We start from the raw sequence: 14944 nt of genomic DNA, 5'->3' as shown, positions 1-14944 counted from the left end.
CGCCGCGGCCGCCGCACGCGGCTGTGAAAGGATGGAACGCGTGTCCGTGAATCCCGAGCTCGTCGGTCGTGTCTTCCCGCCGACGACGCCGTACCTCGTGGGGCGTGAGAAGGTGCGCGAGTTCGCCCGCGCCGTTCACGCGACCGACCCGCAGCACACCGACCCCGCCGCCGCGCAGGCACTGGGCTACCCCGACGTGGTCGCCCCGCCGACCTTCGCGATGGTCGTCCAGGACCTCACCCTGCAGCAGCTGCTGGCCGAGCCGGATTCCGGCATCGCGCTGGAGCGCACCATCCACGCGGAGCAGCGTTTCCGCTACACCCGGCCGATCGTGGCCGGTGACGAGATCACCGCGACCCTGAAGGTCGCCACGGTCCGCCCGTTCGGCAAGGGCGCGATGGTCACCAGCGAAGCGGAGATGACCGACGCCACCGGCGCTCACGTCGTCACAGCGACCTCGGTGCTGCTGATCGGGGGAGAGGACGCATGAGCGAACTGACCGTCGGAGACGTCGTCGCCCAGCGCACCGTGCACCTCACTCGCGAGTCGCTGGTGCGGTACGCCGGAGCATCCGGGGATTTCAACCCCATCCACTACAGCGACGCCGTCGCCGAGCGGGTGGGGCTGCCCGGCGTGCTGGCACACGGCATGCTCACGATGGGGCTCGCCGTCGAGACGATCGTGCCGTGGCTCGGTGACGCCGGTCGCATCCTGGAGTACGGCGTGCGGTTCACCCGCCCCGTCATCGTCGACGCCGAGAACGGCGCCGACGTGGAGGTCACCGCCACAATCGGTGCCGTGGATGAGCAGACCGCCCGTGTCGACCTCACGGTGACCAGCGGCGGAACATCCGTGCTTGGCAAAGCACAGGTGCGAGTGCGTCTCTGACATGCCCGAACTGACCCCCGTTCCGCTCGCCCAGTTGACGACACTGCGCGCCGGCGGCATCCCCACCCGGCTCATCGAAACGCACACCCGCGACGAGCTGGTCGACGCCATGCGCACCCTGTGGGCCGACCACGCCGCGTGGCTGGTCGTCGGCGGCGGCTCCAACCTGCTGGTGTCCGACGAGCCCTTCGACGGCACCGTCGTGCTGGTGCGCACGCGCGGCATCGAGCGTGTGCCGTCCCCCCGGGAGGGGCACGTGCGCCTGCGCGTGGAAGCCGGGCACGACTGGGACGCGCTGGTGGCGTACACCGTCGAGGAGGGCCTGGCCGGGATCGAGGCGATGTCCGGCATCCCCGGGACCGCCGGTGCCGCACCGATCCAGAACGTCGGCGCGTACGGCCAGGAGATCGTGCAGACGCTGGTCGAGGTCGAGCTGCTCGACGAAGCCACCGGTGAGATCGAGACCGTGTCCGCCGCCGATCTGGGTCTGGGTTTTCGCACATCGGTGCTCAAGGACCACTACGGAATCGGCGCGGTGCGCCGCGGCGTGATCCTCTCGGTGACGCTCGAACTGGCCGAGGTCGGCCACGGCGACGTGCCGGTGCGGGGTGAGCAGTTGCGGCAGGCGCTGCGCCTGGCTCCGGATGCCGCGGTGTCGCTGGCCTGGGTGCGCGAGACCGTGCTGGCCACCCGCCGCGCGAAGGGGATGGTGCTCGACGACGCCGACCCCGACACCTACAGTGCAGGCTCGTTCTTCCAGAACGCGATCGTCTCGGCCGAGTTCGCCCGCACCCTCCCTGACGAGTGCCCGCGGTGGCCGGTGACCCCGCACGTGCCGACGGTCACGGTGATTCCGCTGGCGACTTTCGACGGGTACATCCCGCCGCCGGTCGTCGCGGAATCCGACGTCAAGGTCAGCGCAGCGTGGCTCATCGAGCACGCCGGACTGACCAAGGGATTCCACCTGCCGCGCTCCCGTGCCGGACTGTCGACCAAGCACGCGCTCGCGATCACCAACAGGGGATCCGCCACGGCGGAGGAGCTCGCGGAGCTCGCCCGCTTCGTCCTGAACCGCGTGCAGTCCGAGTTCGGCCTGATCCTGCAGCCGGAACCCGTCCTGGTCGGCATCCAGCTGTAGCCGGGCGGGGTGGGTCGCGTTCGCCTGTCCGGCGTCAGGCGAAGAGGTCCTGCAGGCGGTGCATGCCCTCGAGCAGCTGCTCATCGCCGAGCGCGTAGGACAGTCGCAGGTATCCGGAGGGGCCGAACGCCTCGCCCGGCACCACGGCGACCTCGGCCTGCTCGAGGATGAGATCGGCCAGTTCCAGGGAGGTCGTCGGGGTGACTCCGCCGTACGTGCGGCCGAGCAGGCCCGTCACGTCGGGGTACGCGTAGAACGCCCCGAGCGGGTTCGGCACGGTGACGCCCTCGATCTTCGACAGTTCCTCGACGATCAGGCGGCGGCGGCGGTCGAAGGCGAGGCGCATCTGCTCCGCCTCGTCCTGCGGTCCGGTCAGGGCCGCCAGCGCCGCACGCTGCGCGATGTTGTTGACGTTGGACGACAGGTGCGACTGCAGGTTGCCGGCGAGCTTGATCGCGTCGGCGGGGCCGACCATCCAGCCCACCCGCCAGCCGGTCATCGCGTAGGTCTTCGCGACGCCGTTGACCAGCAGCGTCTGGCCGGCCAGCTCCGGCACGGCCTCGACGATCGACACGGCACGCACGCCTTCGTAGACGAGGTTCTGATAGATCTCGTCCGTGATCACCCAGATGCCGTGCTCCAGCGCCCACTGGCCGATCTCGGCGGTCTCCTCGGGCGTGTAGACCGACCCGGTCGGGTTCGACGGCGAGACGAACACCAGCACCGTGGTCTTGGCGGTGCGGGCCGCCTCGAGCTGCTCGACGGTGACCTTGTACTCCTGGTCGGCTCCGGCGAACACCTCCACCGGCACGCCGTCGGCCAGCGCGATCGCCTCGGGGTAAGTCGTCCAGTACGGAGCGGGCAGCAGCACCTCATCGCCCGGGTTCACCACGGCTTGGAACGCCTGGTACACCGCCTGCTTGCCGCCGTTGGTGACGACCACCTGGGCGGGCGTGACCTCCAGCCCGGAGTCGCGCAGCGTCTTGGCCACGATCGCCTCCCGCAGCACGGGCAGGCCGGCCGCCGGGGTGTAGCGGTAGTTCGCGGGGTCGCGCAGCGCCTCGGCGGCGGCATCCACGATGAACTGCGGCGTGGCGAAATCGGGCTCGCCGGCCGCGTACGAGATGACAGGGCGACCGGCCGCCTGCAGCGACTTCGCCTTGGCATCCACCTTCAGCGTCGCGGACTCGGCGATGGCGGACAGCTTGCGGGAAAGAGGAGCTCGATCAGTCACACAACGAGCGTAGCCCGCGGCTGTCTCGGGCTCGCCCCGTGCCGTGGCATCCGCCCTCCCTGTCGCCACGACTTCGGAGATCGGCAGTATTTCGGAGTGGATGCCGAGATCGGCACCGGAGACGCGTAGATCTCCGAAGAACTGGCGCGCGGCGCGCGGCGGATGTGCTCACCCCGTGCCGCGGCATCCGCCCGCGACACGCCACGCGGGTCCACCGAATGGAGGACGGCGGCTCCGCCGGAAGACCCCTGGGGAAAGCGGCCGCGGGAGCGCACGCTGGAACCATGGATACAGATGCGGTGCGGGTGCAGAACCTGCGCAAGACCTACGGCGCCGCCGCGGTGGTCGACGACGTGAGCTTCGAGATCGCCCGCGGCGAGACGTTCGCGCTCCTCGGGCCGAACGGAGCAGGCAAGTCGACCACCGTCGAGATCCTCGAGGGCTACCGGCGCCGCACCGGCGGCGAAGTCACGGTGTTGGGCGTGGACCCCGAGTCCGCGGGCCTGGACTGGAAGGCGAAGATCGGCATCGTGCTGCAGTCGACCGGTCAGGCCGGTGCCTACACGGTGCGCGAGCAGCTGCGCCAGTTCGCCGCGTACTACCCCCGCCCGCGCGACGTCGACGAGGTGATCGCCTCGGTCGGACTGGAGAGCCAGGCCGGCACGCGCATCGCGAAACTCTCCGGCGGTCAGCAGCGACGCGTGGATGTGGCCCTGGGCATCATCGGCCGCCCCGAGCTGCTGTTCCTCGACGAGCCCACCACCGGATTCGACCCGCACGCGCGGCGCGAGTTCTGGGAGCTCATCCGCCGACTGCAGGGCGAGGGCACGACGATCCTGCTCACCACGCACTATCTCGACGAAGCGGCGCAGCTGGCCGATCGCGTCGCTGTGATCAACCACGGTCGCCTGCGCGCGATCGGCGCCGTCGCCACGTTCGGCGGTGAGGAGGCACGGATGCCCCGGGTTGTGTGGCGGGAAGGGGGCGTGATGCGTGAAGCGCGCACGGCCACCCCGTGGGAGTTCACCGCAGCGCTCGCCGCTCGCCTGGGCGGCGAGCCGGAAGCACTGGAGATCCGCCGGCCCTCGCTCGAGGAGATCTACCTCGGCATGGTCGACGAGCCCGAGACGGCCGAGACGCCCGAGACGGCCGAGACGGCCGAGACGGCCGAGACCGCCCCTCCCAGCATCGCCACCATCGAAGAGGAGGTCGGACGATGAGCACCATCGCCCTCGGCGCGCACCGCGCCGCCTACGAAGTGCGCGGCTACTTCCGCTCCGGCGACACCCTGTTCTTCACCTTCCTGTTCCCGGTGTTCATGCTCGCGCTGTTCAGCACGATCTTCGACACCGAGGGCGGCATCAGCGGCGGACCGGGGATGCCGGCACTGTCGGCCGCTGAGCTGTACCTGCCCGCCATGCTCGCCGCCGGCCTGCTGCTGTCGGGATTCCAGAACCTGGCGGTGGACATCGCGATGGAACGCTCCGACGGCACGCTCAAACGCCTCGGCGGCACGCCGCTGTCGCCGGTGAGCTACTTCGCCGGCAAGATCGGCCAGGTTCTGGCCACCGGCATCCTGCAGGCGGCCATCCTCGTCGCCGTCGCCGCGGTCGTGTTCAACGTGCCGTTGCCGTCGAGCCTCGAGGACTGGGGGACGTTCGCGTGGGTGTTCCTGCTCGGGCTGGTCGCATCCGCCCTGCTGGGCATCGCCGTGTCGGCACTGCCCAGATCCGGCCGCAGCGCGAGCGCCGTCGTCGTGCCGATCGCGCTGGTGCTGCAGTTCATCTCGGGCGTCTACATCTTCTTCTGGCAGTTGCCCGACTGGCTGCAGTACGTCGCCAGCGCGTTCCCGCTGGTGTGGATGGCGCGCGGCATGCGGGCGGCGTTCCTGCCCAACGAGTACGCCGCCCTCGAGCCGGGCAACGGCTGGGAGCTCGGCTGGGTCGCGATCGCTCTCGCGCTCTGGCTGGTCATCGGACTGATCATGAGCAGAGCGACGTTCCGGTGGATCCGGCGCGACGCGTAGCCTGGTGCCGACGGGCTCGATGCGCCGCGAGAAGGGCCTGACATGGTGAATCGGCGAGGGTGGGACATCGCGATCCTCGGCGCGGGGATCATCGTCGCCGTGTTCGCAGTGCTGATCTACAACGAAGGCACACCGGGCGAGCAGGCCGTGTCGATCGGCTCGGTCGCCGCCGTCGTGCTGGCCTATCTGCTGCTGGCCCGGCACGAGATCGGTGAGGACCCGCCCACCTGGCGCGTTCCGGTGTTCATCGTCGCGGTCAGCGTCGCGGTGGGCATCGGGGTGTCGGTCAACCCGTTCCTGGCGATGCTGCAGACGATCATCTATCCGCTGGTGTGGATGATCACCGCGAACAACCGGCAGGCGATCGTCGGGTCTGCGCTGCCGGCCCTAACGATCCTGGTGGGCTTCGCCGCCGGCGAGGACTTCTCGGCGGGCGGCTGGGCTTCGGGGCTGGTCACCGCCGGCTTCTCGCTGCTGTTCGCGGTCGTGTTCGGGCTGTGGATCGCGAGCATCGCCGACAGTGCCGAGGAGCGGGGCCGGTTGCTGGCCGAACTGACGTCGGCTCAGGATGCCGTGCAGGCGCTCAGCCGCGACCGGGGCGCCGCACAGGAGCGGGAGCGCATGGCGCGCGAGATCCACGACACCCTCGCGCAGACGCTCGCCGGTCTCGTGCTGATCGCCGAACGTGCCGGCGGGCAGTATCGGTCGGGCAAAGCGGATGCCGCGATGCAGTCCATCGCCACGGTCGAAGCCGTCGCCCGAGAGGCGCTCGCCGAAGCCCGGGCGCTGGTCGCCCGCACCGCCGCCGTCCCCGCCGAAGCGGCGTTCGATGCGGCGCTGGAGCGGCTGGTCGAGCGGTTCCGGGCCGAGGCGGGGCTGCAGATCGACCTCGATTCCGCCCTGGATGCCGACGTCGACCGTGACGCGCAGGTGGTGATGCTCCGCTGCGTGCAGGAAGCGCTCGCCAACGTCCGCAAGCACGCGGACGCCGCGCGGGCCAGTGTGCGCGTGGCCGCCATGGACGGCACCGTCGTGCTCGAGGTCATCGACGACGGTCGTGGTTTCGACCCGCTCGCGCCGCGGTCGGGTTTCGGTCTGGATGGCATGGCCGAGCGCATCGCGCTGGCCGGCGGCGCGCTCGACATCCAGGCGCGGCCCGGCGGGGGCGCCGCGCTGCGCGTCACGCTGCCGACCTCGAACGCGGCACAGCCGGCGGTGGAACCGGCATGATCCGACTCATGATCGTCGACGACCACCCGGTGGTGCGGGCCGGGCTGGCAGGTCTGCTCTCGGACGAACCGGGGTTCGACGTGGTCGCCGAGGCCGCAGACGGCGACGAAGCTGTGCGCATCGCGGCGGCGACCCGGCCCGACGTGGTGCTGATGGACCTGCGGATGCCGCGGGTCGACGGCGTGGCGGCGACCGCCCGGCTGGTGGGGGGCGCGGCCGGCGACCCCGCACCTCGGGTGCTGATTCTCACGACCTACGAGACCGACGACCAGATCCTCGCGGCGATCGAGGCGGGCGCGAGCGGCTACCTGCTGAAGGCCGCACCGCGGGAGGAGATCGTCGCCGGCATCCGCTCCGTCGCCGCCGGTCAAACGGCGCTGTCGCCGCAGGTGGCGGTGCGACTCGTCGAGCGGATGCGGCGCCCCGAGCCGGAGGCGCTGCTGACTCCTCGCGAGACCGCGGTGCTGCGCCTGGTGGCCACCGGCCACAGCAACAAACAGGTCGCGGTGGCGCTGGGCATCGGGGAATCGACGGTCAAGACGCACCTGCTGCGGGTGTTCGAAAAGCTCGGCGTCGCCGACCGCACCCGCGCCGTGACCCTCGCGGGCTGCTCTCGTCGTGACCTGCTGCTGCCGGAGCGGGTTCGACGTCAGGGGCGGACCTCCAGCACCCGGTTGAACGGCGTCTCGGCGACGCTGCGGAACCGGGTGAACCCGCCCGCCGCGGTCACGTCGCGGATGCGCGCCGGTCCCGCCTGTGTGCCCAGTGCCAGCCCGACGTCCTGCGACAGCGACGCCGGCGTGCACAGCAGCGTCGAGAACCCGTAGTAGGCGCGACCGATCGGGTTGAGGTTGTCCTCCACGTGGTCGCCTGCCATCGGCTCGACGACCATCCAGACCCCGTCGTCGGCGATGACCTCCCGCACGTGCGCGGCCGCCCCCACCGGGTCGCCCATGTCGTGCAGGCAATCGAACATCGCCACGAGGTCGTAGTCGGTGCCGCCGAAGTCCGCCGCAGAGGCGACCTCGAACCGCACGCGGTCGGCGACGCCGGCCTCCTCGGCCCGTTGCCGGGCGACCTCGATGGACTCGGGGTGGTAGTCGAAACCCACGAACGTGGAAGCAGGGAACGCCTGTGCCATGAGGATCGTCGAGGCGCCATGCCCGCACCCCACATCGGCGACTTTCGCCCCGGCGCGCAGCTTCTCCTCGGCACCGTCCAGCGCCGGGATCCACGCGTTCACGAGGTACGCGTGGTAGCTCGGGCGGAAGAACCGCTCACACCCGATGTGCACGTCGGTGCCGTGCTCGTGCCAGCCGTAGCCGGCGCCGCTGCGGGCGGCATCCACGATGTGCTGGGTGTCGTGCACCGTTCCGAGCGCGATCTGGAAGAGCCCGGGCAGGAACGCGGGGCTGTCCGGATCGGTCATCGCGATGGCGTGCTCCGGCGGCAGCGTGTAGAGCCGGGTCTGCGGGTCGTACGTGACGTAGTCGCCGGCGGCCTGCGCGTTGAGCCATTCGCGCGCGTAGGGCTCGGCGGTCTGAGTGCGTTCTGCCAATTGTGCCGGCGTCGACGGGCCGTTGTCGGCGAGATCCCGGTAGTAGCCGAGCTTGTCGCCCATGACGACCAGGGCGGCGCCCAGCGCCGCGCCGACTTCGTCGACGGCGCGGAAGACGAAGCCCATGAGCTTGTCTGCGTCGATGGCCACCTCGGGGGGCTGATCGACGGTGGGAGTGGACATGGATCGTTCCTTTCCTGATGTTCCTGAGTGATGGCATGCGGATGCCTCGACGGTAGGGACCACCGGTCGTCGGGCGCATCAGGGGACCCCCCTAGTGATCCGGCGCGGCCTAGACTCGCCCCATGCTGGTGGGTCGGCAGGCCGAGCAGCAGGCCGTCGAGCGCCTGGTGGCCGCCGCTCGCCTCGGAGCTAGCGGGGTGCTCGCCGTGATCGGCGAGGCCGGCGTCGGCAAGACCGCGCTGCTGGGCGGCGTGATCGACACGCTCACAGACATGCGCCTGCTGCGAGCGACCGGCATCGAATCCGAGAGCGAGATCCCCTTCGCCACGCTCATGCAGCTGGTGCGGCCAGCGCTGCCCGTGCTGGGCGGCATCCCGCCGGCGCAATCCGACGCGCTCGCCGCGGCGCTCGCCCTGCCACGGTCGGGCGGGGTGGCCGGGCGTGCGCCCGGGCGGTTCGCCGTCGGCGCCGCGGTATTGAGCCTGATCTGCCGCTACGCGGAGGACGGCCCGGTCGCCGTCGTCGTCGACGACGTGCACCTGGCCGACAGTCCATCGGTGAACGCGCTGGTGTTCGCGGCCCGCCGGCTCGCCGCCGACCCGGTGCTCGTGCTGCTGGGCGCCCGCAGCCCGGAGGGCGACCACGCCGTCGCGAGCCTGCCGATGCTACGTCTGGACGGGATCGATCTCGATGCCGCGCGGCTGCTGGTCGCCGACGCGCACGGTGCCGCGGCATCGGAGGATCTTGTCCGGCTGCTGCACCGGGCGACCGCGGGCAATCCGCTCGCACTGCGGGAACTGGGGGCGAGTGACCGAGAGGTGCTCGACAGCGCCGAGACGGGGTTGCCGCTGCGGGTGACCAGCGCGGTCACCGAGGCGTTCGGGCGGCGGCTGGCCCAATTGGATGACGGCTGCCGTGCCGCGCTGCTGGTCGCTGCGGTCTGCGGCACCGACCTGCAAGTGATCGCCGCCGCCTGCGGGGCGCTCACCGTCGATGCCGGTCGTCTCGGTGACGCGGAGGACGAGGGGCTGGTGAGAGTGGATGCCGGCCGGGTCGAATTCCGGCATCCGCTGGTGCGTGCCGCGGTGTATTCGGGAGCGGCGACACGCGACCGACGCGCGGCGCATCTGGCCGCCGCCGGCGCGGTCGCGCCGGGGGATGCCGACCGTCGCGCCTGGCACCTCTCGGAGGCGGTGTGGTACCCCGACGCCGCGGTGGCGAGCCTGTTGGCCGAAGCGGGCGCGCATGCCGAGGGGCGTGCGGCGTTCGCGGTGGCATCCACGGCGTTCGAACGCGCCGCGCGGCTGTCGCCGGATGCCGGCGCCCGCACTGAACTGCTCCTGCGCGCGGCCGAGGTCGCGTGGTCGGCCGGTCACGGCGCGCGGTCGCTGGCCCTGCTCGACGACCGAGCGCGTCAGGGCGGCGGCGACCTGCGCGAACTCCAGCTGCGCGCGGCGATCGCGGCCCGCACCGGTTCGCTGCGGGAGGCGCTGGACATCCTCCTCGCCGTCGCCGCGGACACCCGCGACCCCGACGATCTTGCCGTCGTGCTCGCCGATGCCGTCCAGGCCACGTACTACCTCGGCGACGCGCGGACGGCGATGGCGCTCGCGGAGCGGCTCGCGCAGACACTCCCTGCGGTGACCGCGTCGCGGTCGAGGGCGTTGGGCCTGACGGCAGCCGGCATCGCGCGGATCCTCGCCGGGCAGGGCGGGCCGCGGGAGATCAGGGCCGCGGTGCCTCTCCTCGAGAACGACCCCGACCTGCGCCATGACCCACGGCGACAATCATGGCTGCTGTTGGCGCCGCTGTTCCTGCGGGACGACACCGACGGTGCGCGGCTGCGTGCGCTGGCCGATGAGGTGCGAGGGGCGGCGGGAGTGGGCGACCTGCCCGCCGTGCTGTTCCACCTGGCGCGGGATCAAGCGACCACGGCGGGGTGGGCGCACGCGGAGGCGACCTATAGCGAGGCGATCCACCTCGCCGCCGACACCGGGCAGGACACCGAGCGCGCGATGTCGCTCGCCGGGCTCGCCGGGCTGGAGTCGCGCGCAGGCAAAGCGGATGCCTGCCGTGCGCATGCCGGCCAGGCGGCGCAGCTGTGCCTTGCGCGCGACATCCACATGGGCCGGGTGTGGGTGCTGTACGCGCTGGGTGACTTGGAGCTGTCGCTGGGCAACGCCGAGCTGGCCGTCGCGCACTTCACCGATCTCGCCGGGCTGCTCGCAGGACTGGGCCTGCAGGATGCCGACCTCGATCCCGCCCCCGAGCTCACCGATGCGCTGCTGCGCCTGGGCCGGCGCGCGGAAGCGGAGTCGGTCGCGGCGAGGTTCCTTGCCGCTGCGCGGCGCAAGGGACAGCCGTGGTCGCTCGCGCGCGCACACCGCGGAACCGCGTTGGCGGCATCCGATGACCGGTTCGAGCGCAGCTTCGACGCCGCGCTGGTGCGGCACGACCAAACCCTCGACCGGTTCGAGACGGCGCGCACCCGGTTGGCCTTCGGGGAGCGTCTGCGCCGGGCCGGGCGCCGCGTGGATGCCCGCGTGCAGCTGCGGGCCGCGCTCGCCGAGTTCGGTGACCTGGGCGCCCAGGTATGGCGCGCGCAGGCCGCGGCCGAACTGACGGCCACCGGCGAGCGGGTACAGCAGCCGCAGGCACCCGCGCTGTCGGCGCTCACCCCGCAGGAACTGCAGGTGAGCGTGCTGCTGGCCGACGGCCGCACGACGAGGGAGGCCGCCGCCGCTCTCTTCCTCAGCCCGAAGACGGTGGAGTACCACCTGCGCAAGGTCTACACCAAGCTCGGCATCGGCTCGCGGGCGCAACTGGCCGAAGCCATCGAACCCGCAAAGTGATCGCGGCGGCGGCGCGGGTCAGAGGTCCAGCGGCCAGGCAGGGTGCAGCTGGATCACGCCGGACGTGGCCATCGGATGCCGCGACGCGAGTTCGATGGCATCCTCCACCGTCTCGCACTCGAGCACGTCGAAGCCGCCGATCAGTTCGTACGCCTCGGCGAACGGTCCGTCGCTGACGATGACCTCCCGCCGGCGCCGGCGGATGGTCTTGGCCTCGGTGGCCGGCCGCAGCCGATCGCCTTCGACTGCACGTCCGGTTCCGTAGGCCTCGTCGACCCAGGCCTCGATGGAGACGGGCACCTCCTCGTTGGCTTCCAGATCCGGATCGGTGAGGACCAGCATGAGGTATCGCATCGCACTGCCTTTCGTTTGTGAGTGACGTTACGACAGCGCGTCGAGCAGCGGGCGGCCGAGATCGACATTCCTGCGAACACGGCGGATGCCCCGGACCGGGCGGTCCGAGGCATCCGCTCTCGTTCGAGCGCTCAGCCGAACTGATTCATTGTGTTGTGCTGACCGCCGGCCTTGAGGGCCGCGGCGCCGGCGAAATACTCCTTGTGGGTGTCGCCGATGTCACTGCCCGCCATGTTCTGGTGCTTGACGGTCGCGATGCCCCCGCGGATCTCGCGTCGCTGCACCCCCCGCACGTAGGCGAGCATGCCCTCGTCGCCGAAGTAACCCTCGGCGAGGTCATCGGTCGACAAGGCGGCCGTGTGGTAGGTCGGCAGCGTGATGAGGTGGTGGAAGATCCCGGCCCGCGCAGAGCCGTCGCGCTGGAAGGTGCGGATCTTCTCGTCGGCCAGCTGCGCCAGTTCGGTGTCGTCGTACGCGACGTTCATCAGGTCGCTGCGGTCGTAGGCGGAGAGGTCCTTGCCCTGTTCGGCGAGCAGGTCGTAGGCCTGCTGGCGGAAGTTGAGAGTCCAGTTGAACGACGGGCTGTTGTTGTACACGAGCTTCGCGTTCGGGATCTCCTCGCGGATCGCGTCGACCATGCCCGCGATCTGCTCCACGTGCGGCTTCTCCGTCTCGATCCACAGCAGGTCGGCGCCGTTGCGCAGCGACGTGATGCAGTCCAGCACGACACGCTGCTCACCGGTTCCGGGGCGGAATTGGTAGAGGTTGCTCGGGAGCCGCTTGGGGCGCAGCAGCGTGCCGTCGCGCTTGATGACGACGTCACCGTTGCCGAGATCGGCGTCCGAGACCTGTTCGACATCCAGGAACGCGTTGTACTGGTCGCCCAGGTCGCCGGGTTCCTGCGTGACGGCGAGCTTCTGCGTGAGGCCTGCGCCGAGCGAGTCGGTGCGGGCGACGATGATGCCGTTGTCGATGCCCAGCTCGAGGAACGCGTAACGCACCGCGTTGAGCTTGGCGATGAAGTCCTCGTGCGGAACGGTGACCTTGCCATCCTGATGGCCGCACTGTTTCTCGTCGGACACCTGGTTCTCGATCTGGATGGCGCAGGCGCCCGCCTCGATCATCTTCCTGGCGAGCAGGTACGTTGCCTCGGGGTTGCCGAAGCCGGCGTCGATGTCGGCGATGATCGGCACGACGTGGGTCTCGTACGTGTCGATCTGCGACTGGATGAATTCGGCCGCGGTCTCATCGCCGGCCGACCGCGCTGTGTCGAGCCGCGTGAAGAGCAGATCGAGTTCGCGGGCATCGGCCTGGCGCAGGAACGTGTAGAGCTCTTCGATCAGGGCCGGCACTGAGGTCTTCTCGTGCATCGACTGGTCGGGGAGCGGGCCGAACTGCGAGCGGAGCGCGGCGACCATCCACCCCGAGAGGTAGAGATACCGCTTGTTCGTGGTCTTGAGGTGCTTCTTGATCGAGATCAGCTTCTGCTGACCGATGAAGCCGTGCCAGACGCCGAGCGACTGGGTGTAGACCGACGAATCGTCGTCGTACTCGGCCATGTCGCGGCGCATGATGTCGGCGGTGTACTGCGCGATCTCGAGTCCCGTCTTGAAGCGGTTCTGCGCCCGCATGCGAGCCACGGACTCGGGGTTGATGGCATCCCATGCGGAGCCGTGCTCCACCTTGAGTGCCTGGATGGCGTCGATGTCGTCCTGGTAGGCGGTCATTTCTTTTCCCTTCATCGGGCTGACGGTGGGGGACTACTCGGATTCGACGAGGAATCTCGAGTAGGCCGAGAGGGTGAGGAAGGCCGGGAAGTCCTGGCCGAGGGCGACATCGCGGAAGACGGCCGCGGCGTCGTCGAACCGGTCGTCGTCGCGCCGCCCGACCTCGCCGAGCACCTCGCTGATGAGCGACTCGATGTACTCACGGGTGATGCGGTCGCCCTCGGCGGTGGAAAGGCCCTGGTGGATCCACTGCCACACCTGCGAGCGGGAGATCTCCGCCGTCGCGGCATCCTCCATCAGGTTGTCGATCGCGACGGCGCCCAGGCCCCGCAGCCAAGCCTCGATGTAGCGGATCGCGACCGACACGTTGTCGCGCACGCCCTGGGCGGTGATGGGGCGCCCGATGCGCACGTCGATCAGGTCGGCGGCGGTGACGGTCACCTCGGGGCGCTGGCGGTCCACCTGGTTGGGGCGGTCGCCGAGCACCGCGTCGAACTCGGCCCGGGCCACCGGGATGAGGTCGGGGTGGGCCACCCACGTGCCGTCGAAGCCGTCGCCGGCCTCGCGCTTCTTGTCGGCGGCGACCTTCTCGAACGCGCGCTGGGTCACCTCGGGGTCACCCCGGTTGGGGATGGAGGCGCTCATCCCGCCGATGGCGAATGCGCCGCGGCGGTGACACGTCTGCACGAGCAGCTCGGTGTAGGCCCGCATGAACGGCACCGTCATCGTGACCTCACTGCGGTCGGGGAGAACGAACCGTGCCCCGCGGCCGCGGTAGTTCTTGATGATCGAGAAGATGTAGTCCCAGCGGCCGGCGTTCAGGCCCGCGCAGTGGTCGCGCAGCTCGTAGAGGATCTCCTCCATCTCGAACGCCGCGGGCAGCGTCTCGATGAGCACCGTCGCGCGAATCGTGCCGTGCGGGATGCCGATGTATTGCTCGCTGAAGGTGAAGATGTCATCCCACAGCTTGGCCTCCTCGCTCGATTCGAGCTTGGCGATGTAGACGTAGGGGCCGCGTCCGTTCGCGATCAACTGGGCGGCGTTGTGGAAGAAGTACAGGCCGAAGTCGACGAGGGAGCCGGAGGCCGCCATCTCGCGGCCGAAGCGGTCGGTGAAGCGGAGGTGATGCTCGGTCAGGTGCCAGCCGCGAGGCCGCATCACGATCGTCGGGGTGCGCTCGGCGGTGACCTCGTAGCGCTTGCCCTCGGGGCTTGTGAACGCCAGTTCGCCCCGGATCGCGTCACGCAGGCTCAACTGCCCTTCGATGACGTTCTTCCAGGTGGGGCTCGTCGCGTCCTCCTGATCGGCCAGCCATACCTTCGCACCCGAGTTGAGTGCGTTGATCGTCATCTTGGGGTCGGTGGGGCCGGTGATCTCCACGCGGCGGTCCTCCAGACCCGGTCCCGCCCCGGCGACCTGCCATGATCCGTCCTCACGGATGTGGCGGGTGTCGTCGCGGAAGCGCGGGTCGTGCCCGTTGCCGATCTCGAAGCGGCGACGGAGGCGATCGGCGAGCCTGTCGTGCCGACGCGCTGCGAAGCGGTGGTGCAGGTCGGTGAGGAACGCGAGGGCTTCGGGGGTGAGGACCTCGTCGTAGCGGGGGCCCATGCGGCCGGCGACCGCGATCGTCGGCTCGGAGGTCTGGATGGAGATGGGGCCGGTGCGCGTACGCATCGGGGTGGCCGTTGCAGGTGTCATGTCCTGTCCTCCTATGAACGAGTGCGGAAGGTCGTGCCTCCACTATTCGGTGAACT

12 protein-coding genes and 1 pseudogene are annotated in these 14944 nt (G+C 70.3%); 8 read left to right on the top strand and 5 right to left on the bottom strand.

The window, feature by feature from the left end:
* The first annotated feature begins 40 nt into the window (after nucleotides 1-40).
* Genes QNO11_RS12555 through QNO11_RS12545 form a run of 3 tightly spaced genes read left to right on the top strand, consistent with a single transcriptional unit; the run spans nucleotide 41 to nucleotide 2026 of the window.
* Nucleotides 41-490 carry a MaoC family dehydratase N-terminal domain-containing protein gene (locus QNO11_RS12555; protein WP_257507949.1) on the top strand — a complete coding sequence of 150 codons (450 nt, stop codon included), beginning with the start codon at nucleotides 41-43 and terminating at the stop codon, nucleotides 488-490.
* A complete protein-coding gene (locus QNO11_RS12550) occupies nucleotides 487-888 on the top strand; it encodes a MaoC/PaaZ C-terminal domain-containing protein (RefSeq protein ID WP_257507950.1) in 402 nt (133 codons plus the stop codon). The genes QNO11_RS12555 and QNO11_RS12550 overlap by 4 nt, the downstream gene beginning before the upstream one ends.
* Nucleotide 889: 1 nt before the next feature.
* The gene (locus tag QNO11_RS12545) at nucleotides 890-2026 is read left to right on the top strand and encodes a UDP-N-acetylmuramate dehydrogenase (RefSeq protein WP_257507951.1); all 1137 of its coding nucleotides are present in this window, start codon (nucleotides 890-892) and stop codon (nucleotides 2024-2026) included.
* 34 nt (nucleotides 2027-2060) lie between these two features.
* Here the strand turns inward: QNO11_RS12545 and QNO11_RS12540 are convergent, their stop codons facing one another.
* A complete protein-coding gene (locus tag QNO11_RS12540; protein ID WP_257507952.1) occupies nucleotides 2061-3260 on the bottom strand; it encodes a pyridoxal phosphate-dependent aminotransferase in 1200 nt (399 codons plus the stop codon).
* 284 nt (nucleotides 3261-3544) lie between these two features.
* On the opposite strand from QNO11_RS12540, the gene QNO11_RS12535 reads away from it, so the two are divergent.
* The 4 genes and pseudogenes from QNO11_RS12535 to QNO11_RS12520 form a co-directional block, all read left to right on the top strand.
* Nucleotides 3545-4480, top strand: a complete 936-nt coding sequence (locus QNO11_RS12535; RefSeq protein ID WP_257507953.1) for an ABC transporter ATP-binding protein — start codon at nucleotides 3545-3547, stop codon at nucleotides 4478-4480.
* On the top strand, nucleotides 4477-5286 hold the full coding sequence (locus tag QNO11_RS12530; RefSeq protein ID WP_257507954.1) for an ABC transporter permease: 810 nt from the start codon (nucleotides 4477-4479) through the stop codon (nucleotides 5284-5286). The genes QNO11_RS12535 and QNO11_RS12530 overlap by 4 nt, the downstream gene beginning before the upstream one ends.
* 42 nt (nucleotides 5287-5328) lie before the next feature.
* Nucleotides 5329-6516, top strand: a complete 1188-nt coding sequence (locus QNO11_RS12525; protein WP_257507955.1) for a sensor histidine kinase — start codon at nucleotides 5329-5331, stop codon at nucleotides 6514-6516.
* A pseudogene (locus QNO11_RS12520) lies at nucleotides 6513-7121 on the top strand (response regulator); the annotation flags it as partial. The gene QNO11_RS12525 and the pseudogene QNO11_RS12520, both read left to right, overlap by 4 nt.
* A 44-nt stretch (nucleotides 7122-7165) precedes the next feature.
* On the opposite strand, the gene QNO11_RS12515 reads toward QNO11_RS12520, so the two are convergent.
* Nucleotides 7166-8257 (bottom strand): class I SAM-dependent methyltransferase, encoded by a 1092-nt coding sequence (locus QNO11_RS12515; RefSeq protein ID WP_257507956.1) that lies wholly within the window; start codon nucleotides 8255-8257, stop codon nucleotides 7166-7168.
* 122 nt (nucleotides 8258-8379) lie between these two features.
* Between QNO11_RS12515 and QNO11_RS12510 the strand changes: the two genes are divergently transcribed.
* Nucleotides 8380-11109: a helix-turn-helix transcriptional regulator gene (locus QNO11_RS12510; protein WP_257507957.1), complete on the top strand. Its 2730-nt coding sequence runs from the start codon at nucleotides 8380-8382 to the stop codon at nucleotides 11107-11109.
* An 18-nt stretch (nucleotides 11110-11127) separates the two neighbouring features.
* On the opposite strand, the gene QNO11_RS12505 is transcribed toward QNO11_RS12510, so the two are convergent.
* The 3 genes from QNO11_RS12505 to aceB all read right to left on the bottom strand — a co-directional run bounded on the left by QNO11_RS12505 (nucleotide 11128) and on the right by aceB (nucleotide 14888).
* Nucleotides 11128-11463: a YciI family protein gene (locus QNO11_RS12505; RefSeq protein WP_257507958.1), complete on the bottom strand. Its 336-nt coding sequence runs from the start codon at nucleotides 11461-11463 to the stop codon at nucleotides 11128-11130.
* Between the two features lie 131 nt (nucleotides 11464-11594).
* On the bottom strand, nucleotides 11595-13190 hold the full coding sequence (locus tag QNO11_RS12500) for an isocitrate lyase (protein WP_257507959.1): 1596 nt from the start codon (nucleotides 13188-13190) through the stop codon (nucleotides 11595-11597).
* Between the two features lie 33 nt (nucleotides 13191-13223).
* Nucleotides 13224-14888, bottom strand: a complete 1665-nt coding sequence (gene aceB, locus QNO11_RS12495) for a malate synthase A (RefSeq protein WP_374113794.1) — start codon at nucleotides 14886-14888, stop codon at nucleotides 13224-13226.
* Between the last annotated feature and the right edge of the window lie 56 nt (nucleotides 14889-14944).

The sequence above is a fragment of the Microbacterium sp. zg-B96 genome (assembly GCF_030246865.1).
Taxonomy (GTDB): Bacteria; Actinomycetota; Actinomycetes; order Actinomycetales; family Microbacteriaceae; genus Microbacterium.
This window is presented reverse-complemented; position numbering and strand designations above follow the sequence as displayed.

Bases quoted from the DNA above. Each gene is read 5' to 3' on its own strand.
- QNO11_RS12530 (WP_257507954.1), top strand. From the start codon at position 4,477: ATGAGCACCATCGCCCTCGGCGCGCACCGCGCCGCCTACGAAGTGCGC.
- QNO11_RS12505 (WP_257507958.1), bottom strand. From the start codon at position 11,463: ATGCGATACCTCATGCTGGTCCTCACCGATCCGGATCTGGAAGCCAAC.
- QNO11_RS12550 (WP_257507950.1), top strand. From the start codon at position 487: ATGAGCGAACTGACCGTCGGAGACGTCGTCGCCCAGCGCACCGTGCAC.
- QNO11_RS12545 (WP_257507951.1), top strand. From the start codon at position 890: ATGCCCGAACTGACCCCCGTTCCGCTCGCCCAGTTGACGACACTGCGC.
- QNO11_RS12500 (WP_257507959.1), bottom strand. From the start codon at position 13,190: ATGACCGCCTACCAGGACGACATCGACGCCATCCAGGCACTCAAGGTG.
- aceB (WP_374113794.1), bottom strand. From the start codon at position 14,888: ATGACACCTGCAACGGCCACCCCGATGCGTACGCGCACCGGCCCCATC.
- QNO11_RS12535 (WP_257507953.1), top strand. From the start codon at position 3,545: ATGGATACAGATGCGGTGCGGGTGCAGAACCTGCGCAAGACCTACGGC.
- QNO11_RS12525 (WP_257507955.1), top strand. From the start codon at position 5,329: ATGGTGAATCGGCGAGGGTGGGACATCGCGATCCTCGGCGCGGGGATC.
- QNO11_RS12515 (WP_257507956.1), bottom strand. From the start codon at position 8,257: ATGTCCACTCCCACCGTCGATCAGCCCCCCGAGGTGGCCATCGACGCA.
- QNO11_RS12510 (WP_257507957.1), top strand. From the start codon at position 8,380: ATGCTGGTGGGTCGGCAGGCCGAGCAGCAGGCCGTCGAGCGCCTGGTG.